Below are 19,966 nucleotides of genomic sequence, written 5' to 3'. Positions count from 1 at the left end.
AGTCGGGTGCTGCGACATTTTCCATATCCCCCTGCCCGGACTTGCCCAATGGGCGCGCCTCCCGTATGACGCGCCCTATCAACTGGACAATCCCACAAAGGTGCTTTCGCCAATGATCCCTCGTTATTCCCGCCCCGAAATGGTCGCCATTTGGTCGCCCGAGACCAAGTTCAAGATCTGGTACGAGATCGAGGCCCATGCCTGCGAAGCCATGGCCAATATTGGCGTCATCCCCCGCGAAAACGCCGATGCGGTCTGGAAAGCCAAGGACGTGGAATTTGACGTCGCGCGCATTGATGAGATCGAAGCCGTCACCAAACATGACGTCATCGCCTTCCTGACACATCTGGCGGAACATGTCGGCTCGGAAGAGGCCCGCTTTGTGCACCAGGGCATGACCTCATCTGACGTGTTGGACACCTGCCTCAACGTGCAACTGGTGCGCTCGGCTGATATCCTGATCAAGGACATGGAAGCCCTGCTGGCGGCATTGAAAAAGCGCGCGCTGGAGCACAAGGACACCGTACGTGTTGGCCGCTCCCACGGCATCCACGCGGAACCCACAACCATGGGCCTGACTTTTGCGCGTTTCTACGCCGAAATGGACCGCAACATGGCGCGCCTGAAACTGGCACGGGAAGAAATCGCCACCGGTGCGATCTCTGGCGCGGTTGGCACCTTCGCCAATATTGACCCCGCGATCGAGGAGCATGTCTGCGCCGAGCTGGGCCTGAGCCCTGAACCAATTTCGACCCAGGTGATCCCACGCGATCGTCATGCGATGTTCTTTGCCACTCTGGGCGTGATTGCCTCGTCGATCGAAAACGTCGCCACCGAAATCCGCCATATGCAGCGTACCGAAGTACTGGAAGGCGCGGAGTTCTTCTCCATGGGCCAAAAGGGCTCTTCGGCCATGCCACACAAGAAGAACCCAGTCCTGACCGAAAACCTCACGGGTCTGGCCCGTCTGGTGCGCTCCGCCGTGATCCCGGCAATGGAGAACGTCGCCCTGTGGCATGAGCGCGATATCTCGCATTCATCGGTTGAACGCGCCATTGGTCCCGATTGCTGCGTCACCCTGGACTTTGCCCTGGCGCGTCTAACTGGCGTGGTCGACAAGATGCTGGTCTTCCCCGAAAACATGCTCGACAACATGAACAAGTTCCCCGGCCTGGTGATGAGCCAGCGGGTGCTTCTGGCATTGACGCAGGCCGGTGTGTCGCGCGAAGATGCCTATTCCATGGTGCAGCGTAACGCATTGAAAGTTTGGGAAGAACGTCTCGATTTCCGCGAGCTGCTGCTGGCTGATGCTGAAGTGGTCGCCGCGCTGGGCACCGATGGTGTCGAAGAGAAGTTCAACATGGACTACCACACCAAGCACGTTGATACGATCTTCAAACGGGTCTTTGGCGCCTAACCGCTAATCAAAATCTGATACATGATCAGGCGCTTCTCCGATGGAGAGGCGCCTTTTTCTTTGCGGGCTAGCAGGTGTTGCAGCACAGTCAGGCGGCACTCCGTGTTTTTCACGACAAGGTGACCAGATCTGAGGGGCAGAGTTGTCAACACAGCAAGGTTCTGCGCTATAGTGGGTCTAACCGACCAGTAAAAACCGCCACTATCCGGAGTTGATTGATGCGTTATCTCGTTCTTGCCGCCGCCATGACCCTGCCTGTTCCCGCATTTTCAGCCGGCAGCGATACGATGACCCCGCCTACTCCCAGCGAAACCACCAAGACCTGCAAAGGTAAACGGGTCTGGGACGAGGCAAAAGGGCGCTGCGTCCGCCCCAAACAGTCTTCTCTGAACCAAGATGGATTGTATGATGCGGTGCGCGAACTGGCCTATGCTGGGCGCAACCAGGACGCTCAGGCTGTGCTCTCGGCGATGGCCGATCAAGGTGACGCACGGGTGCTGACTTATTGGGGTTTCACCCATCGTAAAATGGGCAACCCTGCCCTGGCCCAGGCGTTCTATGAGCAGGCCATTGCCCAAGATCCCAACAATCTTCTGGCACGTTCCTACATGGGGCAAGGCTTTGTGGAGGAAGGCCAATTTGGCCTGGCTCTGGCCGAGTGGAAAGAAATCCGATCCCGTGGAGGCGCCGGAACCTGGCCCGAAACCGCGCTGCGCCAGGCTTTGGAGACGGGCACCACAACAAGCTATTGAGCTTTCAGCTTTTCTTTACCGCTTATGGGATAACTTGGACCTGACCGAAAAAGAATCTTTTTGGCTAGGGTGCTAGAATGCTGCAAGACGATATGTTGGCTCTACCGATGACCACTGATGGTGGAGGAATGGGCGACTTTTCCCCTCCGGCTCCGGCTGGACTGGGTGGAAGCGCCCTGCCTGCGCCAAAACTGAGCGGTAAGGCCAAGGCAGCTATTGTTGTGCGCCTCTTGCTAAATGAAGGGGCTGATATCCCCATCGAAGATCTGCCCGATGAGTTGCAGATGGAACTGACTCAGCAGATGGGCAAGATGCGGCTCGTTGATCGCGAAACGCTCTATGCTGTTGCCGCTGAATTTGCCGAAATGCTGGACAATGTTGGCCTGACCTTTCCCAACGGTCTGGCTGGTGCACTGACCGCCATGGATGGGCGCATCAGCCGCCAAACCGCCAGTCGCTTGCGCAAGGAAGCAGGCGTGCGCCAATTTGGCGACCCCTGGGAGCGCCTCAAAGCCCTGCCCCCCGAAGACCTGGCTTCTCTGGCAGAAGCGGAAAGCATCGAAGTGGCTGCGGTTTTACTGTCAAAACTGGACACTGGAAAGGCGGCGCAGATGCTGGTGCACCTGCCCGGAAATGTGGCCCGTCAGATCACCTATGCGGTCAGCCATACCAGCAATGTCACCCCGGATACAGTTGATCGCATTGGACTTTCTCTTGCCGGTCAGGTCGAAGCACGACCCGACCTCGCCTTTGAAACCACCCCAGGCCAGCGTGTCGGCGCAATTCTCACCGAGGCAGCTGCGGCCAAACGCGAAGAGGTGCTCATCGCGCTGGAAGAAGAAGACGAAGAATTTGCCACTGACGTGCGTAAGGCCATCTTTACCTATGGGTTGGTGGCGCAGCGTATGCAGCCGCTGGATGTGCCAAAACTGATGCGTGTCCTTGCTATTCCGGACCTGGTGACCGCCATTGCCTTTGCCACTGACGAAGACGATGTCGCCACCAACGAATTCCTGCTCGACAATATGTCCAGCCGGATGGCGACCAATATTCGCGAAGAGGTGGCAGAGCGGGGCAAGGTAAAACGCAGCGATGGCGAAACAGCCTTTGGTCTGATCGTCTCGGCCATGCGTGATCTTGTGACAACGGGCGAAATCGAGCTAATTTCCGAAGAAGAAGAAGAGTAATCTGCCCGCCGATCCCTGGTAACCGCCCTGATTTGTGGCCCGTGTTGCGATCCGTTGCACCAGCCTGGGTCACCGGTTGTGCCTGTGTTCTCCAAAGGTTATGATCCTTTTCTGATCCATATTCCTGCAGGCCATCCGCTTTATGCCCATAGATCCTTCTCAACTGACGGCCAAACAGCGCGCCTCCTATTTTGCCGAAAATATCGTTCTGCGCGCTGTCTTGGGCCTGGCAGGGCTGGTCCCCTATCGCTGGCGTATCCCCCTGATTGGCAAGCTGGTCAGTACTCTTGGGCCTGTTGTGGGATTCGATCGCCGAATTCGCGAAAACCTTGCCCTGACGTGCCCCGAGCTGACAGAGCCAGAAGTGGCCAAACTCTGCCGCGATGTTGGGAACAATGCCGGCCGGACCATAGCCGAACTCTACGCCGGAGAGCCTTTTGTCGAGCGGGCCAAAGCCGCGCCTATCCGTGGCGAAGGATTGCAGGCGCTGGAAGCGGCGCGTGCGGCAGGGCGTCCGGTCATTTTGGTGACGGGGCATTTTGGCAATTACGATGCCGCTCGGGCCGGGCTGATCGCGCGCGGGTTTTCAATGGGGGCGCTTTATCGGCGTATGGCCAACCCCTATTTTAACGCCCACTATGTGAACACCATCAGCAGTATCGGCGCCCCAATGTTCGAACAGGGCAAACGGGGCATGGTTGAGATGGTTAGGCACCTGAAAAAAGGTGGCATTATTGCAATTGTCGCTGACCTTCATGTGCACAATGGAGAGCTGATCGACTTCTTCGGAAAGCCCGCCGTCACTTCGACTGTTCCAGCGGAACTTGCTTTGAAATATGGGGCTGCTTTGATCCCAATCTATGGCATCCGCCATGACAACGGTCTCGATTTTGAGGTGGTATTGAACGCTGAAATTCCAGCCTCGGATCCGATGACCATGACGCGGGCAATATGCGACGACCTAGAAAGTGTTGTACGTCAACACATGGGCCAGTGGTTTTGGATTCATCGACGCTGGAAACCCTATCTTCCTTTCAGCACCCCGCCTCAAAACACTAACGATTGATCTTAAACTATACATGCATATCAACGCCTTGCAGCTGGTAAATCATCTCACGTGCGCTGCAGCAATCACGGCGCCAAAGGGCCCCTGCTGGATCAAAACGGCTGCAGGCTGCGCGCCAGTATAGTCAACAGAAAACGCGGCCGGTTGCTGCCCATCCCAAATCGCAACTCGCTGAATATCAGTGACAATATTGGCATAATCGATCTGATGTCCCGCCAGTTCCCCACGGGTGATTTTGACGGTTTCCATCGGGCTGTAACGCACAACCTGGACTGCAATCGGCACAAGCGGCAGCTCTTCTTTTGGTGACAAGGACACTGTCAGTCGCCCCTCCGCACGCTCTAGCGCAATCGCGACCGGACGTGGCTGCGCTTGGTGGGCAGCAATCGCATCAGACAGCCCCATGCCATCCACGCCAGAGACATCCTGATGTCCCATGACGATCATCTGCGGCGTATAAATCATCTTGCGCCCGCCCACCTGGGCATAGCCTTTTTGCCGATTGGTATAGGCCGGGCTGGCAAAGATATCCTTCCAGCCGATATAGTCCCAATAGTCCACGTGCAGCGCCAGGGCGATCACATCCGGGCGCTGTGCAAGCTGTTTCAACAGGGCATCTGCCGGCGGACAGGAAGAGCAGCCCTGCGAGGTAAAGAGCTCGACCACCACGGGCTGCGACAAAACCGTATCGGCCTGCTGCGCCACCGCTCCACCCGAAAAAGCAAAGAACATAGCAGTGGCAAGGGCAGTAATGGATCGCATGGGTCGTTCTTTCCGCTTCTGGCCGCAGGGGGCTCGTTTGGCAAAGGGGCCTGTCGGGTTGAAGCCGCCTCTGTGTCTTCAGACCTACTGCGCCTTGCCCTGCAACACCAATCAATCATTCTTGAGCCTCCCGCGAGCCCCCTACTGGAAGCTGGATTTTGCATCACTAATCCGTGAGGCCAAGACCTGAGAATCTTTGCTCAGCGCAGTCGGTGGGATTCAATTCATCCGCGAATTCTAAATTTGAATTCAGGTTGTGTAGCCCAGGCCACCTATGCAAACCTGACTCCAAAATACATCTAAAGACCCAGGACTTGGACGTCCAACACGCGTAGAAAGGCTGGTTTCCCAAGTATGAAAGAGGCTGCATTTACCATCGTCTACCCCACCCCACAAACCTTTATGGAACACTACCAAGCTGTCTTGGCAATGATCCCTGAAACCCGTTCCTTTCCTGGATGTTTGCAAGCCTGTGTGGGTCTCAACCAAAAGCGCTTGGAAATATCCGTGTTCCACCTCTGGGAAACCATTGAGCACCTGGATGACTATATGACCTGGCGGGCTGAGCGCGGCGATCTGGATGCGCGCAGTGCCACGATGCGCCGTGAACAAGAGTTTCGCACCTATTCCGTGCCAGAACCTCTGCCCCATTTGACGCCTGCCCCCTGAAACATCGCACACCCACTGTGCAGTCTCCCAATATTGCAAGCCAGATCAGGCTGGGGAAAAGTGGCATCATGAAACAGATCGCCACCATTCAGGGCTACCACGCCCATGTCTATTTCAACGCTGACAGCGTTGGGCAGGCAAGAACCCTATGCGAAACTGCTGCCGCCGAATTTGGTGTTCAAATGGGCCGTGTCCATGAAAAACCCGTCGGCCCGCACCCAATGTGGTCCTGTCAACTGGCGGCAACGCCAGAACAGTTTTCCCAAGTGTTGCCCTGGCTGGCGTTGAACCGGGGAGAGTTGATTATCTTTGCCCATCCTGAAACCGGCCATGAGCTGCAAGACCATCGCGACCACGGGATCTGGCTGGGCACCGGGCTGGCGCTTGACCTTTCGATCTTTACCTAGCCTCACAAGTGGTTCCCCGGGGTCAGGCGCCCGTTGGCGGGCACAGTAGCATCTCCTTAGCCTCGCTCAGTTGCCGCGCGCTTTTTCCATGGCGGGGCGCAGGGTTGTCTCAATCACCCGTTCAGTGATGGGGCCAGCAAAACGCAGGACAATCTTGCCTGCGCCGTCCACCACATAGGTTTCAGGCACACCGTAAACCCCCCAATCCAGCGCCATACGGCCCTTTTCATCGCGGCCAATGGCGGCATAGGGGTCGCCCAGCTCCTGCAGGAATGACGCTGCATTGTCCTGCTGGTCCTTGTAATTCACCCCGTAGATCGCAATGCCTTCCTGCGCCAGCGCTTCGAGATTGGGATGCTCAACCCGGCAGGGCGCACACCAGCTGGCCCAATAGTTGACCAGCTTGACCTCGCCATCGCGCAGACGCGCATCGTCAAACAGCTCTTTTCCAGTAAATTCCGTCAACACCACAGCTGGCGCGGGCTGGCCTTCGCGGGCCGAGGGCAGGCTTTCGGGATCATCGCGGTACATGCCCGTGACTGCCAGGCCAACAAAGCTGGCAAAAACCACAATCGGAACCGCCATCAGCGGAGAGAACTTAGCCATCCCGGCGCATCCTTTGCTCTAGTGCCTCCATCTCGCGGCGTACCCGGCGGCCCCGCCAGAGGGTCAGCACCACCAGGAGGGCCAGCAGAACCAGCGAGGCCGCATAGGCGCTCAGCACCGTGTCGCTGTATTTTCCAAGATCGGGCAACATGGGTTAGGCCTCCTGCCGTTCGCGCGCCATCAGCGCCTTGATCCGCCGGGCGCGGATTTCCGTACCGGTGCGGTAGAATACCATGGCCACAAAAAACAGGCCAAAGCCAACCATGCAGACATAAAGCGGGTTGGAAAAGGCGTCGGCCACGTTTTCCTTTTCATCCAGGGACAGTGAGGCCCCCTGATGCAATCCCTGGTTCCAGAAATTCACCGCATAGCGGCTGAGCACCGCAAAGACCGTCCCCACCAGACAGAGGATCGCGGTGAGATCGGCAGCGGTATCTGGGTTATCAATGGCTTCCCAAAGGGCGATATAGCCAAGGTAAAACAGGAACAGCACCAGAAACGATGTCAGACGTGGATCCCAGGCCCACCAGGTGCCCCACATCGGCTGGCCCCAGATCGCGCCTGTGGCCAGGGCAATCAGTGTCATCACAATGCCAACCGGCGCGGCGGCCTTGGCCGCCAGCGCAGAAACATGATGGCGGCGGATCACCCAGATCAACGAGGCCACCAGCATCATGAACCAAGCGTTGATCGCCATCAGCGCCGCAGGTACGTGCAAAAAGATAATCTTGACGGTCGAACCCTGCCGATAGTCATCCGGCGTAAAGAAAAACCCCCAGATCAGCCCCACGGCCATCAACAGACCAGAGCTCACCCAGAGCACCGGCATCACCCGTTCAGAGGTGTGCAGGAACTTTCGTGGATTGGCATATTCCCAGATCGACATTGTGGCTCTCTCGTTCCCGTGGTTTCGATTACTAAATAGCTAGCGCAGATTGATACGCAAGACGGAGGCGCTGGCAAAGGGCATCAGCGCAATAACGCCAGCAGAAATCCCCGCCAGCATCAGGAGTGGTGTCTCAACCTGCATGCCCATGGCACCGCGCCGTGCCGCCTCGGCGCCAAAAATCAGCGTTGGCACATAGAGCGGCATTACCAAAAGAGACAAGAGTAACCCGCCCCGTTTTAATCCCACCGTCAGCGCCGCACCAAAGGTTCCGATCACCGACAGGGCTGGCGTACCCAGCAGCAGCGAGATCACCACCCATTTGAAGCCCTCAAGCGGCAGGTTCAGCAACACGCCTAGAACAGGCGCTGCCAGAACCAGCGGCAAGCCAGTGGTGATCCAATGGGCCAGCGCCTTGATGCTGACCACGGCTTCCAGTGGCAGCGGAGCCGTGGCAAGCAGATCCAGTGAGCCATCCTCCCAGTCCAGCGCCAGCAGACGATCCAGCGACAAAAGGCAGGAGAGCAGCGCGCCAAGCCACAAAACCCCCGGCGCGATCCGCGCCAAGAGGTCAGATTCAGGCCCGACGGAAAAGGGCACCATAACGGTGACGATCAGGAAAAACGCCAGCCCGAGGCCAAAGCCGCCCCCTGCCCGCACCGCCAGGCGCAGATCCCGCATCAACAGCGCAATCACAAAAAGCCCCCGTCAAAATCGTCAAACTCTAGTGGTGCCGCCTTATAGGGACCAACATCCAGCACGGTTGCCTCCAGGCCTAGGTCAATATGGGTGGCAATCAGGGCCGATCCCCCAGCGGCCAAATGCTCGCGCACCGCATTGGCGAACAGGCTGACCGAGTCCTGATCCAGGCTCACGGTGGGTTCATCCATCACCCAGATGGGGCGTCCAGTGACCATCATCCGCGACAGGCCCAACCGCCGTTTCTGCCCGGCCGACAGCGCCCCTGCCGGGCGATCCTGCAGCTTGGTCAGATTAAACGCCTTTAGAGCCGGTGTAATGCTGCGCTGGCCAAAAACGCTGGCCCAGAACCGGAGGTTCTCGCTCACCGTGAGGGCAAATTTCAATCCGTCGGAATGCGCCGCATAGGCGATCTGATCCTCGCCCCCGCTGATGCTGCCACCAAGCGGCGGCTGCAGCCCGGCGATGGTGCGCAACAGGGTCGTCTTACCAATCCCATTGGGACCGCGCAGGATCAGAGCCTGGCCGGGGGGCAGCTGAAAGCTGATCCCTTCCAATACCGGCAAGCCGCCACGGGCAATGCGCAGATCTGATACATTCAGTGACATGAATACTGGCTTATCTCATTGTTCGGCTGCACAAAAGAAGGAAAGCCTTTGGCTAGACCTTGCGACAGGTCAATTCTTGTCGATCTTCTGCCAAAATACCTGCTAATCGGGCGCCCCCCGGCAATCAGGCGTCAGACCGGCAGGACCGCCAGAGCTATCCGGCGCCCTTCTGACAGCAGCACATTATAGGTCCGGCAGGCAGCAGGTGAGTTCATCACTTCGACGCCCAGCCCCGCCGCCTCGAGCGTGCTGCGCAGTTCGTTGGGGATATGGGCAATTTCGGCACCGGTTCCAACAAAGACCACATCAACAGCACCGACCAAGGCTAACAGGCTCGTTTCATCGCTGTAACCGCCCCAAGGGGCCAATCCAGTTGCCGTGATCAGCAGCGCGCCCTCATGGACCGCTCCGCCAACCCGAAAGAAACCCGGTCCATAGCCGTCAACAGGCCGGGCCTCATCAAATGTCACCTCATTGAGCTGCATGGGCTTTCCAATCTTTCTTCCGCAGTAGGGCTGGACCGGATACAGGGGCAAACCCGTCCTGGCCGCGTCTTCCCTGCCAAAACAAATGAAGCTGCGGGAGAGTATCCCGCAGCTTCGTGTGTACTCTGCTATTTGTTTGGATTGAAGCGGTCCGGCATCAATTCAAGCATCAATATTGCCAAACTGGTTGCCCGCAGTATTTGCCTGCTTGCTCCAGTCCCGCTTCACCCCCAGCCACAACAGGATGGTAGAGGCGACAAAGACAGAGGAATAGGTGCCGACGATCACACCCCAGATCATCGCAAAGACAAATCCGCGAATCACATCGCCGCCCAGAACATAGAGCGAGATCAGCGCCAGCAGGGTGGTAACCGAAGTCATTACCGTCCGGCTCAGGGTCTCGTTGATGGAGAGGTTCAGGACTTCCGCCAGGTCTTTCTTTTTGTAGCGGCGCAGGTTTTCCCGCACCCGGTCAAAGACCACCACAGTATCGTTGAGCGAGTAGCCCACGATGGTCAGCAGTGCCGCAATGATCGCCAGATCAAATTTGATCTGCAGCTCGGAAAAGATGCCGATGGTCAGAACCACGTCATGCACCAGGGCCGCAACAGCACCGAGCGCAAACTGCCATTCAAACCGCAGCCAGATGTAGACAAGCACCGCGCCAATCGCCAGCGCCACAGCCAGGATCGCGGTCTGCACCAGCTCCCCCGAAACCTTGGGGCCAACAGATTCTACCGAGACAAACTTGATCCCTGGCGAGACCACGTCCAATGCCTGTTGCAACTCTTCGATCACCTCGCCGGGGATTGCCTCACCATTGGCCTGGGCCTGAATTCGGATCATGGCAACATGCTGATCGTCTTCGAATGTCGGATCAAAAACCTCGGTGATCGACACGTCACCCAGGCCTAGGGGAGCAATGGTGTCGCGGTACACACCGACATCAATCGCCTGGGTGCTTTCGGTTCGCACCGTGGTGCCGCCGCGGAAGTCGATGCCAAAATTCAGCCCCTGCAGGCCAAAGGACACCATGCCGACAACCATCATAAGGGCCGAAATACCCAGCCAGATCTTCCACTTGCTGAAAAAGTCGAATGAGGTTTCCTGAGGAACAAGTCTCAACCGCATGATTACACCTCAATCTTTTTGGGACGACGACGTTCAAACCACATCACAATCATCAGACGGGTAACAAAGATCGCGGTAAAGACCGAGGTCATAATGCCAAGCCCCAGGGTGATCGCAAAGCCGCGCACAGGGCCAGAGCCCATGGCGAAGAGGATCACCGCAGTGATGAAAGTGGTGATATTGGCGTCCAGAATGGCGCTCAACGCCTTGGAGTAGCCCTCGTCAATGGCGCGGGCAGGCCCGCGACCGGATTTGATCTCTTCGCGGATCCGCTCAAAGATCAGCACATTGGCATCCACCGCCATGCCGACGGTCAGAACGATACCAGCAATGCCCGGCAGGGTCAGGGTCGCGCCAATAAGGCTGAGAAAACCAAAGATCAGCGCCACGTTCAGGATCAGCGCCACATTGGCAAAGAGGCCAAACAGACCGTAGCTCAACGCCATAAAGACCAGCACCGCGACAAAGGCGACGATCGTCGCGATTTTACCGGCATCAATGCTGTCCTGTCCCAATTCGGGACCAATGGTCCGCTCTTCCAGGAACTCCAGCCCGGCAGGCAGGGCGCCCGCACGCAGCAGGATCGCCAGTTGCGTGCTTTCCTCAAGGCTGAAATTACCCGTAATGATACCAGAACCGCCCGCGATATGCGCCTGGATCACCGGAGCCGAGATTACCTCGTCATCCAGAACGATAGCAAAAGGCGAGCCGATATTATCAGCTGTGTAGTCGCCAAACTTGCGCGCGCCCGATGTGTTAAACCGGAAATTCACCGCTGGGCTGCCGTTTTGATCAAAAGCGGGCTGCGCATCGACCAGCTCTTCACCAGTGACCACCGGTGCGGCCTCAACCGTGTAATAGGCACCCGGCTCGTCCACAGCTGGAATCACCTTATTGCCAACACCCGCAGAGGCATCTGGATCAGAGCCTCGGCCCACAACCGGGTTAAAGGTCAGCTGCGCGGTGGTGCCGATGATAGCTTTCAGCTCAGAGGCCGACCCAATGCCCGGCACCTGGATCAGGATGCGATCTGCCCCCTGGCGCTGAATGGTTGGCTCGCGAGTGCCGACCTCATCAATCCGGCGGCGGACAATTTCCAGCGACTGGCGCACGGTGCGGTCATTGGAGGCCAGCTTCTCGACTTCGGACAATTCGATGGTAATGATATCGCCATTGCCCGAGACAGCAATGTCACTGGCCCCGGCCCCGGTCAGGCTTGTGATCGGATTGGCAAGGCCCCGCACGACTTCCAGCGCCCGCGCCATGCCTTCCGGCTTGGAGATCTTCAGGCGAATCTGTCCCTCAGGCGCTTGCTGGCGGCGAAAACTGCCAACAGTGGTGCGTTCGGGCCGCAGGGCATCGCGCACCTCAGGCCAGAGCGCATCCATGCGCGCGCCATAAACATCCTCGACCTTTACTTCGGCCAGCAGATGCGCACCGCCACGCAGGTCAAGGCCAAGATTAACCAGAGAGGACGGCAGATAAGACGGCCACTGCTCGACCAGCGCCTGCCGCTCGGGCGTGTCCCCCTTGGCGATAATTTCGGCGGCAGCATCGTTAGACTGCTCCACCCGGGTATAGAACCCATTTGGCAGGGCAAGCAAAAGGCCGGTCAAACAGACCAGCCAGATGAGAACCCTTTTCCAGAGATCAATTTGAAGCATTGCCCTGCCTTTTCAGTTTGTTAAAGGGGGCTATTAAGCTGCCGGTTCGGTCTTGGTCAGAACCTGAGCGATGGTGGATTTCACCACGCGCACCTTGACGCCTTCGGCCAGTTCAACTTCGACTTCGTTGTCGTCCTTGACCTTGGCAATTTTGCCGATCAGGCCACCCTGGGTCACGATCTGATCACCACGACGCACATTGGAGACCATGTTCTGGTGCTCTTTCATCTTTTTCTGCTGTGGACGGATCAGCAGGAAATACATGATCGCAAAGATCAGGATAAGCGGGAGAAACTGGCCAATCTGGTTCATATCCAAGGGGGTCTTCCTTCTGTCTATACGGCGCCCTCTTGGCGAGGCACCGTGAATTTGCCGCGAACCTATGCGTTGCCCCCCAGCATTGCAAGGCAAGCACGGGCTCAGGGGCTGAAAAGCTGAGGAAAAGCCGTGCCAGGAGGCCTAGACAATGGCAAGGCCAGCTTTGGTTGACCTCAAGCCCCGAGGGTGGAACTGTACCACGATATTTTCATAGGTTGATTTGATGACGCAGATAGAGCTTGAGCCGTATGTACTCTGGAGCATGATTGCCCTAGCCCTGATCGCCTTTGTTATCTGCCCCATCTTTCTTGTCGCAGTGACCAAACAAGAGCAGCCTCTCAAATGGCGAGAAAAGCTGGGACTACAGGACTGGCCTTGGCTCGCTTTTACGGCAGGGGTCACTCTTTGGCTCTTGATTTTTGTCACTCTGGTGTTCGGGCTTTTGCTTCAGCTGTGGGAGCTGATCTGGTTTCTTGTTCCAGAAAGCACGATCAAGCAAACAGAGGCACGCTTTGCTCCTGTCCGGCTCACAGCCATGACCGCAACCCTAGGCGCAGTGGTCACCCTGCCCTTTACCCTCATCAAAGTGAAATGGGCACAGACGTGACTTGGACATTTTTGCCGTCCAGTAACCATGATCTAGAGTTCCTTTCGCGTACTCGGAAACAGGGGGCAAGACTGAATGAGGAACAAAGCGTTCTGGTGGCTCTGTATGAAGATCATCTGGATTGCCTAGAGGAAGAAGCCGAAGCAGCTTGGCAAAAGTCCATCGACTGACCCTAGGTGGGCGCGAAGCGCCCTCCCCTTTGCTGCAAGCAAACCTTTGGTTCGACGGGTGGCGCGGGCGCGGGCTGGTCTGGGACCGGCCCCTGTCTTGTCAAACAGGTCTTGCCTACAACAATTGTCAGCTTTTGCCCCTGCCCTCTTTCGCTTTGCCACCCCTTGCGGCATAGGTTCAATAGTGATTCAAAAACCGTCGAGGAGCCGACACCATGCATGACATCCGTGCAATCCGCGAAAATCCTGCTGCTTTTGACGCCGCTTTGGCGCGGCGTGGGGATGCGGGCGTGTCCTCGGACATTTTGGCACTGGACGAAGCGCGCCGTGCCAAGATCCAAGAGGCCGAGGCTGCGCAGGCCGCCCAGAACAAGGCCGCCAAGGAAATTGGTGCCGCCAAGGCCAAGGGTGATAACGAGACCTTTGAACGCCTGCGCGCTGAAGTGGCCGAGAAAAAGGCCCAGGTGGCCGCGCTGCAAACCGAGGCCAAGGAGCTGGACGCCAAGCAGACCGACATGCTGGCCCGTATCGCCAACTTGCCGGCCGACGATGTACCTGAAGGCGCGGACGAGAACGACAATGTCGAGGTGAACCGTTGGGGCACCCCCGCCGAGCTGGATTTTGATGCCAAAGAGCATTTCGAGATCGCAGGCGTCGCCCAGGCGATGGATTTTGAAACGGCCGCCAAGACCTCTGGCGCGCGCTTTGTCTTCCTCAAAGGCGGCGTGGCCCGCATTCACCGTGCCCTGGCGCAGTTCATGGTTGACACCCATGTGGATGAAAACGGTCTCACCGAGATGCAGACCCCGGTTCTGGTCCGTGACGAAGCCATGTATGGCACAGATAAGCTGCCAAAATTCGGTGATGACAGCTATCAGACCACCAATGGCTGGTGGCTTGTGCCCACCTCTGAGGTCACGCTGACCTATTCCGTTGCCGGTGACGTTTTGGAGGCCGCTGAGCTGCCCATCCGCATGACCGCCCATACCCAGTGTTTCCGCTCCGAGGCAGGCTCTGCCGGGCGCGACACCTCTGGCATGCTGCGTCAGCACCAGTTTGAAAAGGTGGAGATGGTCTCGATCACCCACCCGGATGAGAGCGACGATGAGCAAAAGCGTATGCTGCGCTGTGCCGAAGGTATCCTGGAAAAGCTGGGCGTGCCCTATCGCACTGTCGTGCTTTGCACTGGCGACATGGGCTTTGGTGCGCGGCGCACCTTTGACATTGAAGCCTGGCTGCCCGGTCAGAACACCTACCGCGAGATCTCCTCGGTCTCCACCACCGGAGCCTTCCAAGCGCGGCGCATGAATGCCCGCTTCCGCCCCGAGGAAGGGGCCAAGCCCGAGTTCGTGCATACTTTGAATGGGTCGGGCCTGGCGGTTGGCCGCTGCCTGATTGCGGTGCTGGAAAATGGCCAGCAGGCGGATGGCTCTGTCAAACTGCCCGAGGTTCTGGCGCCCTATTTGAAAAACAAATTGACCCTCACGGCCAAAGGCGAGCTGGTCTAACCCGGGCCCGTGCCCAGGTCGGCATTGGCAATGACAAAATGCAAACAGGCGGTGCTCCAGAAAGGGCACCGCCAGTTGTTTTGCTGAGGTTCACCAACCAGCGAGCTAGGATTTGGACGCCCCTTTGGCTTTCTTCTTACCAGAGGGTTTCGAGCCGGATTTTGCAGCCGATTTTGGTTTCTTTTCCTTCTCCCTCCCCTTCTCCTTCTCCCGTTCCTTCTCCCGTTCCTTCTCTCGATCCAGCTCCCTAGACTTCCGGGCAAGATCTTCCAGGATTGCCTTGGCCTTGGCCTTTTCGCGCTCAATCGCGCGGCGGGCCTCTGCTTTCACCTTTTTGGCCTTGGTGCGTGCCTTTTCCTTGGCCTTGGCGAATTCTTCCATCAGAGCTTCTGCCTGACGTGCTGACTTCTTCGCCTTGGCCTTGGCCTTGGCGGCCTTTTGCTCCGCCGCCTTACGGGCGGCCTCTGCTGCAGCCAGGGCAGTGCTGAGCGCTTCCTCCGCTTCTGACACAGCAGTCTTTTCGACATCAGCCGCCTTGCTCCGCAGCACTTTTTCAACAGACTTAGCTTTTGATTTCTGCGGCAGCTTTTTCTTTGTGCCCCCGGGCACACCAGATTTCGCGGGCGGTTCCTCGGCCTGTGCCGCAGGCACTGAATCAGGTTTTGCATGGCCTAAACCTTGGCCACCAACCGCCTGCTTCAATCGCATGGCGCGGGCAGCACCAATACCGGGTATTGCTTTCAGATCTTCCATAGAGGCAGCGGTTACAGCCTCTACTGTGCTCAGCCCCTGATCCTTGAGGACCTTGGCCAGCGCTGGCCCCACGCCATTCAGTTCAATAATATCGGTCATTCCCGCCCTACTCCTCTGGCTTTTTCTGCTGTGCGTCATCCCATGCGGGAAATTATTGCACGCGAAACGCTAAACAGGAAAGGGGACGAGCTTCTTTTTGTCTTCATCCCATAGCTTTAACGACAATGCGCTCAGAGCTTCACCAAATTTAATTCGTCTGAGGGCGAAATCTGGCGGCAGATTGTAATGGCACTGGCGCAGACGATAGCTGGGGATGCGGGCATTAAAATGGTGGATGTCATGCAGGGTAATATTGGCCACGGCAAAGTCAAAGAACCAGCCAAAATCTAGACAGGACGAGCCCTGGAGCGCTGCCTCGGCCGGTTGCAGATCGGGGCGTCGGTCCCAATAGGTGTCTTCAAAATTATGCTGCAGATAGACCAGAAACACACCAATCATACCGCCCAAAAATGAAAACCCGAGCCAGATCATAACGCCCTGTGTCCCGGTGATGCGATACAACAGCCAAAGCAGGCAGAGGATCGCAATGTTATGAAGGACCACCCCAAGCGCGCCAAACTGGCTGCTGTTTTTCGGCCAGCGGTAGCGAATGAAATAGGTGAAGGCTGCACCCAGCGGAACCAAAATCAGCGGGTTTCGGTACAGGCGATAGTACAGCCGGTCCCAGAACCCGGCCTGAGCCCATTCCTTGAGCGTCATGGTGTGAATCTCACCAGTCTCGCGGTGGTCGAGATTGCCGATATTTGCATGATGCAGATTGTGATTTTGCTTCATCACTTCAAAAGGCGCAAAGGTAAAAGGCGAAACCAGATGGCCTGCAATCTCATTCTGTGTTCGCGTTTCGAACAAAGAGTGATGGCCCAGATCATGTTGCAACACATAAAGACGCACCGAGGCAAAGGCAAAAATCACACCTGCCGGAAGCAGGACATACCAGTGCTCTGCCTGGGTAATGGCCAGGGACAGCGACAGGACATAAACCGCAAAAGTTCCGAAATAACTTAAGGCAGCCAGCCGGTTGTCCTGTTTGGCATATTGCCGGGTATAGCGCCTTAGATCCATGAAAATCATCCTAAGTGAGCTCTGTAACACCCTCTTGAAAACCGGAGGGCCATAAAAAGGAAGTTTCAGGCCCAGAGTACCGGGATGCCCCGGAGCCAAGCCGCATATTGATCATTGTTAATCGAAACTTAGCGATCTTCTGGGGAATTTCAATCAACCCAGGGCAGAACTTCGTTGCAGAAAGCTATAAAAAAATCCCCTCCGCGCCAGGCAAAGGGGACTATTCATTTCAAAGCGTCAAGCTGCCACGGTCTAGTCACGACGCCCGGACAGATGTTTACGCAGCTTGGAAGGCGGCGCCTTTTTCCTGCCCTTATAGGGGTTTTTGTCCCCCTGTCCGCGCATGGTCAGACGGATCGGAGTGCCAGGCATGTCAAAATCCTGCCGCAGCCCGTTGACCAGATAGCGGGTATAGCTTGCCGGGATCTTATCCGGGTGCGAGCACATCACCACAAAGCCAGGCGGGCGGGTTTTTGCCTGTGTCATGTACCGCAGCTTGATCCGTTTTCCCTGCGGTGCGGGCGGCGGGTGCTGCTCGAGCATCCCCGTCAGCCAGCGGTTCAGGGCCGCGGTGGGAATGCGGCGGTTCCAGACCTCATAGGCGCGCATGACGGCATCGTGCAAACGTTCCAGCCCCTTGCCGGTTTTGGCCGAAACCGTCACCAGAGGCGCGCCCCGTAGCTGAGGCAGGAGCCGCGCAAAGCTCTCTTTCAGCGCTGCCAGTTTTTCCTGCTTGTTATCTTCGACATCCCATTTGTTGACAGCAACCACAACGGCGCGGCCTTCGCGCTCGGCCAGATCGGCAATCCGCAGGTCTTGCTGTTCGAACGGGATCTCGGCATCGAGCAGGATCACCACGACTTCGGCGAACTTCACCGCCCGCAGCCCGTCAGAAACCGACAGCTTCTCGAGCTTTTCCTGCACCTTGGCCTTTTTGCGCATGCCCGCTGTGTCAAAAATCCGCATCGGTGTGCCGGACCAGTCAATCTGCAGCGAGATGGCATCGCGGGTAATGCCCGCCTCCGGCCCGGTCAACAGGCGATCTTCGCCTAGAATCTTGTTGATCAGGGTAGATTTGCCCGCATTTGGGCGTCCAACAACGGCCACCTGCAGGGGTTTGTCACGCGTAGGGACCGGAGCGGCGGGGATCTCGTCACCCTCTTCCCAGTCCTCATCGTCATCAAGTTCCAGATCGACAACGGGAGAGTGGTCCAACGCTTCGGCTTCAAATTTATCCGCCAAAGGCAACAAAATAGAATAGAGATCCGGCATACCTTCGCCATGCTCACCAGACAGGCGCAGCGGCTCACCCAGGCCCAGGCCATAGGCCTCGAGCACACCGGCCTCTGCAGCATTGCCCTCGGCCTTATTGGCAGCCAGAATGACATGGGCCGATTTGCGACGGAGGATCTCCGCAAACATTTCGTCGACAGGGGTGACGCCGGTACGGGCATCAATCATGAACAGACAGATATCTGCCATATCCACCGCCCGCTCAGTCAGACGCCGCATCCGACCTTCCAGCGAGTTATCCGTCGCATCCTCCAGGCCCGCAGTGTCAATCACCGTAAAGCGCAGATCGCCCAGGCGCGCCTCTCCTTCACGCAAATCGCGCGTCACACCGGGCTGGTCATCAACCAGCGCCAGCTTTTTGCCTACAAGGCGATTGAATAGGGTGGACTTGCCCACATTTGGACGGCCCACAATAGCGAGGGTAAAAGACATCGGACCCAACTTTCAGCGTTTGAGACGCGCCCAATAGCGCATCTCGGCGCCCACGGCTAGAGCCGATTGCGCATTAGCGGAAGGCGAGCAGGTTACCCTTACTCGAAACCACGTAAAGAGTATTGCCTGCCACGACCGGTGCCGCAGTGGCGCCGCCAGGGATTTCGATGCTCTGCGACAGGTTACCATCGCGCGGATCAAACAGGCGCAGCAGACCATCATTCGAGGCAATGAGCACCTGGCCACCAGTCACAATCGGGCCGTAATGGGCAACAACGGCTGCCCGTTTGCCAGGCTTATCCTTCAGATACCCCGGCAGATCGACGGCCCAGATCACTTCGCCGCTACTGGCATCAAGCCGCAGCAGCTGGTTCCGGTCACTGATCTGGAACAGGCTGTTTCCAGCAGGCCAAACCGGACCGATTGCCCCCTCCTGCGCAGTCCAGATGCGATCTCCGTTTGTGGCGTCAAAGGCCACGGTACGACCCGAGTGGTTGCCCACATAGGCACGCTTGCCAACCAGCACCGGTTCGCCAGTGACATCGCTGATCCGCGCCAAGGTGGACCCAACCCGCTGTCCCGCAACCGAGGCGCTCCACCGCCGCAGCCCGCCCCGACGGAAGGCCGCAACCAGATCGCCAGAGCCAAAGGCAAAGATCACCAAATCATTGGTCAAAACAGGCGCAGGGGCCCCCAATACGTTAGAGCCGCTTGGCGTGCCTTCGATCTGCCAGGCAATTCGGCCATCTTTGGTGTGGATGGCCCAGGCCGTATCATCGCCGGCAACCAGATACAGCAGTCCATCGCGGATGGTCGGAACCCCGGAACCGGTGGCTTCCAATTCCTGACGCCAGAGCTGTTTGCCCGTCGTCCCCTCTAGGGCTGTCAGCACGCCATAGCCCGAGGAGACATAGAGAACCCCATCGGCATAGGCCATGCCGCCGCCAGTCGCCTGGCCCTCATCATCGCGTGCGGGCAGAATATTGCTGTGCCACAGGGGCTGCCCAGCGGGAGAGACCGCGGAAACCCGCGCGGAACTGTCCAGGGTGTAGATCCGCCCATCGGCCACAACCGGGCGTGTATTGATCCGCTGTTTGCGTCCGTCACCCGCGCCAATCGGCACCGACCAGGCCAAACGGGGTGCATTGCTCAGCGCCGGGTGAGCCGTCCGGTGAGCAGGATTACCGTGGCTTTGCGCCCAGGTCGCATTTGCCACCTGCGCGGGCAGAGAAATGGCGGCAGATTGGTTTGCCGTCTCGATTTCTGCATCGGGGCGGATCGCTTCACGCTTGCCCGGCAGAATCACCTCCGGCTCGGTGCAGGCAGAAAGACCCAGCGCCAGGGCGCTGCTGCACAGCAAGATCCGTACCAAAGAAAAGGAGTTAGCTGCCATCATGACCCTGCCTCGTACCCGTTGTCTGTTT

The 19,966-nt window shown here is 57.7% G+C and carries 22 protein-coding genes; 8 read left to right on the top strand and 14 right to left on the bottom strand.

The window, feature by feature from the left end; translation table 11 throughout:
* The first annotated feature begins 112 nt into the window (after window positions 1-112).
* The 4 genes from purB to AN476_RS16145 all read left to right on the top strand — a co-directional run bounded on the left by purB (window position 113) and on the right by AN476_RS16145 (window position 4,422).
* Window positions 113-1,417 carry an adenylosuccinate lyase gene (gene purB / locus AN476_RS16160; protein ID WP_054462635.1) on the top strand — a complete coding sequence of 435 codons (1,305 nt, stop codon included), beginning with the start codon at window positions 113-115 and terminating at the stop codon, window positions 1,415-1,417.
* A gap of 218 nt (window positions 1,418-1,635) precedes the next feature.
* Entirely contained in the window at window positions 1,636-2,169 is a 534-nt protein-coding gene (locus tag AN476_RS16155) for a tetratricopeptide repeat protein (RefSeq protein WP_054462634.1), read from the top strand.
* A 77-nt stretch (window positions 2,170-2,246) separates the two neighbouring features.
* Window positions 2,247-3,356 (top strand): flagellar motor switch protein FliG, encoded by a 1,110-nt coding sequence (locus AN476_RS16150; RefSeq protein WP_054462633.1) that lies wholly within the window; start codon window positions 2,247-2,249, stop codon window positions 3,354-3,356.
* Window positions 3,357-3,498: 142 nt separating this feature from the next.
* The gene (locus AN476_RS16145; RefSeq protein ID WP_054462632.1) at window positions 3,499-4,422 is read left to right on the top strand and encodes a lysophospholipid acyltransferase family protein; all 924 of its coding nucleotides are present in this window, start codon (window positions 3,499-3,501) and stop codon (window positions 4,420-4,422) included.
* Between the two features lie 42 nt (window positions 4,423-4,464).
* On the opposite strand, the gene AN476_RS16140 is transcribed toward AN476_RS16145, so the two are convergent.
* Window positions 4,465-5,184 (bottom strand): thioredoxin family protein, encoded by a 720-nt coding sequence (locus AN476_RS16140; RefSeq protein ID WP_054462631.1) that lies wholly within the window; start codon window positions 5,182-5,184, stop codon window positions 4,465-4,467.
* Window positions 5,185-5,538: 354 nt separating this feature from the next.
* Between AN476_RS16140 and AN476_RS16135 the strand changes: the two genes are divergently transcribed.
* Window positions 5,539-5,853, top strand: a complete 315-nt coding sequence (locus tag AN476_RS16135; RefSeq protein WP_054462630.1) for a hypothetical protein — start codon at window positions 5,539-5,541, stop codon at window positions 5,851-5,853.
* Window positions 5,854-5,921: 68 nt separating this feature from the next.
* The gene (locus tag AN476_RS16130; RefSeq protein WP_054462629.1) at window positions 5,922-6,260 is read left to right on the top strand and encodes a DOPA 4,5-dioxygenase family protein; all 339 of its coding nucleotides are present in this window, start codon (window positions 5,922-5,924) and stop codon (window positions 6,258-6,260) included.
* A gap of 66 nt (window positions 6,261-6,326) precedes the next feature.
* Here the strand turns inward: AN476_RS16130 and AN476_RS16125 are convergent, their stop codons facing one another.
* The 9 genes from AN476_RS16125 to yajC all read right to left on the bottom strand — a co-directional run bounded on the left by AN476_RS16125 (window position 6,327) and on the right by yajC (window position 12,651).
* Complete coding sequence (locus AN476_RS16125) at window positions 6,327-6,866, bottom strand: DsbE family thiol:disulfide interchange protein (protein WP_054462628.1); 540 nt, start codon at window positions 6,864-6,866, stop codon at window positions 6,327-6,329.
* Entirely contained in the window at window positions 6,859-7,017 is a 159-nt protein-coding gene (gene ccmD / locus AN476_RS16120) for a heme exporter protein CcmD (RefSeq protein ID WP_054462627.1), read from the bottom strand. Before ccmD ends, AN476_RS16125 begins: the two co-directional genes overlap by 8 nt.
* Window positions 7,018-7,020: 3 nt before the next feature.
* Entirely contained in the window at window positions 7,021-7,752 is a 732-nt protein-coding gene (locus AN476_RS16115; protein ID WP_054462626.1) for a heme ABC transporter permease, read from the bottom strand.
* Between the two features lie 39 nt (window positions 7,753-7,791).
* Entirely contained in the window at window positions 7,792-8,448 is a 657-nt protein-coding gene (gene ccmB, locus AN476_RS16110) for a heme exporter protein CcmB (RefSeq protein WP_054462625.1), read from the bottom strand.
* Window positions 8,445-9,059: a heme ABC exporter ATP-binding protein CcmA gene (gene ccmA, locus AN476_RS16105; protein WP_054462624.1), complete on the bottom strand. Its 615-nt coding sequence runs from the start codon at window positions 9,057-9,059 to the stop codon at window positions 8,445-8,447. Before ccmA ends, ccmB begins: the two co-directional genes overlap by 4 nt.
* 131 nt (window positions 9,060-9,190) lie before the next feature.
* Entirely contained in the window at window positions 9,191-9,544 is a 354-nt protein-coding gene (locus AN476_RS16100) for an Mth938-like domain-containing protein (RefSeq protein ID WP_054462623.1), read from the bottom strand.
* Window positions 9,545-9,706: 162 nt separating this feature from the next.
* The gene (gene secF / locus AN476_RS16095; protein WP_054462622.1) at window positions 9,707-10,675 is read right to left on the bottom strand and encodes a protein translocase subunit SecF; all 969 of its coding nucleotides are present in this window, start codon (window positions 10,673-10,675) and stop codon (window positions 9,707-9,709) included.
* Between the two features lie 2 nt (window positions 10,676-10,677).
* Window positions 10,678-12,339: a protein translocase subunit SecD gene (gene secD, locus AN476_RS16090; protein WP_054462621.1), complete on the bottom strand. Its 1,662-nt coding sequence runs from the start codon at window positions 12,337-12,339 to the stop codon at window positions 10,678-10,680.
* A 33-nt stretch (window positions 12,340-12,372) separates the two neighbouring features.
* Entirely contained in the window at window positions 12,373-12,651 is a 279-nt protein-coding gene (gene yajC, locus AN476_RS16085) for a preprotein translocase subunit YajC (protein WP_054462620.1), read from the bottom strand.
* Window positions 12,652-12,880: 229 nt separating this feature from the next.
* Here yajC and AN476_RS16080 point away from each other — a divergent pair, with 229 nt between their 5' ends.
* Window positions 12,881-13,264, top strand: a complete 384-nt coding sequence (locus tag AN476_RS16080) for a hypothetical protein (protein ID WP_157063781.1) — start codon at window positions 12,881-12,883, stop codon at window positions 13,262-13,264.
* A gap of 385 nt (window positions 13,265-13,649) precedes the next feature.
* Window positions 13,650-14,942 carry a serine--tRNA ligase gene (gene serS / locus AN476_RS16070; protein WP_054462617.1) on the top strand — a complete coding sequence of 431 codons (1,293 nt, stop codon included), beginning with the start codon at window positions 13,650-13,652 and terminating at the stop codon, window positions 14,940-14,942.
* Between the two features lie 105 nt (window positions 14,943-15,047).
* Here serS and AN476_RS16065 read toward each other — a convergent pair whose 3' ends face one another.
* From AN476_RS16065 to AN476_RS16050, 4 genes are all read right to left on the bottom strand, one after another.
* A complete protein-coding gene (locus AN476_RS16065) occupies window positions 15,048-15,794 on the bottom strand; it encodes a helix-hairpin-helix domain-containing protein (protein WP_054462616.1) in 747 nt (248 codons plus the stop codon).
* Window positions 15,795-15,863: 69 nt separating this feature from the next.
* Complete coding sequence (locus AN476_RS16060; protein WP_054462651.1) at window positions 15,864-16,817, bottom strand: fatty acid desaturase; 954 nt, start codon at window positions 16,815-16,817, stop codon at window positions 15,864-15,866.
* A gap of 252 nt (window positions 16,818-17,069) precedes the next feature.
* Entirely contained in the window at window positions 17,070-18,542 is a 1,473-nt protein-coding gene (gene der, locus AN476_RS16055) for a ribosome biogenesis GTPase Der (RefSeq protein ID WP_054462615.1), read from the bottom strand.
* A 73-nt stretch (window positions 18,543-18,615) separates the two neighbouring features.
* Window positions 18,616-19,938: a PQQ-like beta-propeller repeat protein gene (locus AN476_RS16050; RefSeq protein WP_054462614.1), complete on the bottom strand. Its 1,323-nt coding sequence runs from the start codon at window positions 19,936-19,938 to the stop codon at window positions 18,616-18,618.
* Window positions 19,939-19,966: the final 28 nt, after the last annotated feature.

Source organism: Phaeobacter sp. 11ANDIMAR09 (assembly GCF_001294455.1).
Classification (GTDB): domain Bacteria; phylum Pseudomonadota; class Alphaproteobacteria; order Rhodobacterales; family Rhodobacteraceae; genus Pseudophaeobacter.
Note: the sequence above shows the minus strand (reverse complement) of the source record. Positions and strands in the feature narration are given on the sequence as shown.

Coding starts and splice junctions, on each gene's coding strand:
- purB (WP_054462635.1), top strand. CDS start 113: ATGATCCCTCGTTATTCCCGCCCCGAAATGGTCGCCATTTGGTCGCCC.
- AN476_RS16155 (WP_054462634.1), top strand. CDS start 1,636: ATGCGTTATCTCGTTCTTGCCGCCGCCATGACCCTGCCTGTTCCCGCA.
- AN476_RS16150 (WP_054462633.1), top strand. CDS start 2,247: ATGCTGCAAGACGATATGTTGGCTCTACCGATGACCACTGATGGTGGA.
- AN476_RS16145 (WP_054462632.1), top strand. CDS start 3,499: ATGCCCATAGATCCTTCTCAACTGACGGCCAAACAGCGCGCCTCCTAT.
- AN476_RS16140 (WP_054462631.1), bottom strand. CDS start 5,184: ATGCGATCCATTACTGCCCTTGCCACTGCTATGTTCTTTGCTTTTTCG.
- AN476_RS16135 (WP_054462630.1), top strand. CDS start 5,539: ATGAAAGAGGCTGCATTTACCATCGTCTACCCCACCCCACAAACCTTT.
- AN476_RS16130 (WP_054462629.1), top strand. CDS start 5,922: ATGAAACAGATCGCCACCATTCAGGGCTACCACGCCCATGTCTATTTC.
- AN476_RS16125 (WP_054462628.1), bottom strand. CDS start 6,866: ATGGCTAAGTTCTCTCCGCTGATGGCGGTTCCGATTGTGGTTTTTGCC.
- ccmD (WP_054462627.1), bottom strand. CDS start 7,017: ATGTTGCCCGATCTTGGAAAATACAGCGACACGGTGCTGAGCGCCTAT.
- AN476_RS16115 (WP_054462626.1), bottom strand. CDS start 7,752: ATGTCGATCTGGGAATATGCCAATCCACGAAAGTTCCTGCACACCTCT.
- ccmA (WP_054462624.1), bottom strand. CDS start 9,059: ATGTCACTGAATGTATCAGATCTGCGCATTGCCCGTGGCGGCTTGCCG.
- AN476_RS16100 (WP_054462623.1), bottom strand. CDS start 9,544: ATGCAGCTCAATGAGGTGACATTTGATGAGGCCCGGCCTGTTGACGGC.
- secF (WP_054462622.1), bottom strand. CDS start 10,675: ATGCGGTTGAGACTTGTTCCTCAGGAAACCTCATTCGACTTTTTCAGC.
- secD (WP_054462621.1), bottom strand. CDS start 12,339: ATGCTTCAAATTGATCTCTGGAAAAGGGTTCTCATCTGGCTGGTCTGT.
- yajC (WP_054462620.1), bottom strand. CDS start 12,651: ATGAACCAGATTGGCCAGTTTCTCCCGCTTATCCTGATCTTTGCGATC.
- AN476_RS16080 (WP_157063781.1), top strand. CDS start 12,881: ATGACGCAGATAGAGCTTGAGCCGTATGTACTCTGGAGCATGATTGCC.
- serS (WP_054462617.1), top strand. CDS start 13,650: ATGCATGACATCCGTGCAATCCGCGAAAATCCTGCTGCTTTTGACGCC.
- AN476_RS16065 (WP_054462616.1), bottom strand. CDS start 15,794: ATGACCGATATTATTGAACTGAATGGCGTGGGGCCAGCGCTGGCCAAG.
- AN476_RS16060 (WP_054462651.1), bottom strand. CDS start 16,817: ATGGATCTAAGGCGCTATACCCGGCAATATGCCAAACAGGACAACCGG.
- der (WP_054462615.1), bottom strand. CDS start 18,542: ATGTCTTTTACCCTCGCTATTGTGGGCCGTCCAAATGTGGGCAAGTCC.
- AN476_RS16050 (WP_054462614.1), bottom strand. CDS start 19,938: ATGATGGCAGCTAACTCCTTTTCTTTGGTACGGATCTTGCTGTGCAGC.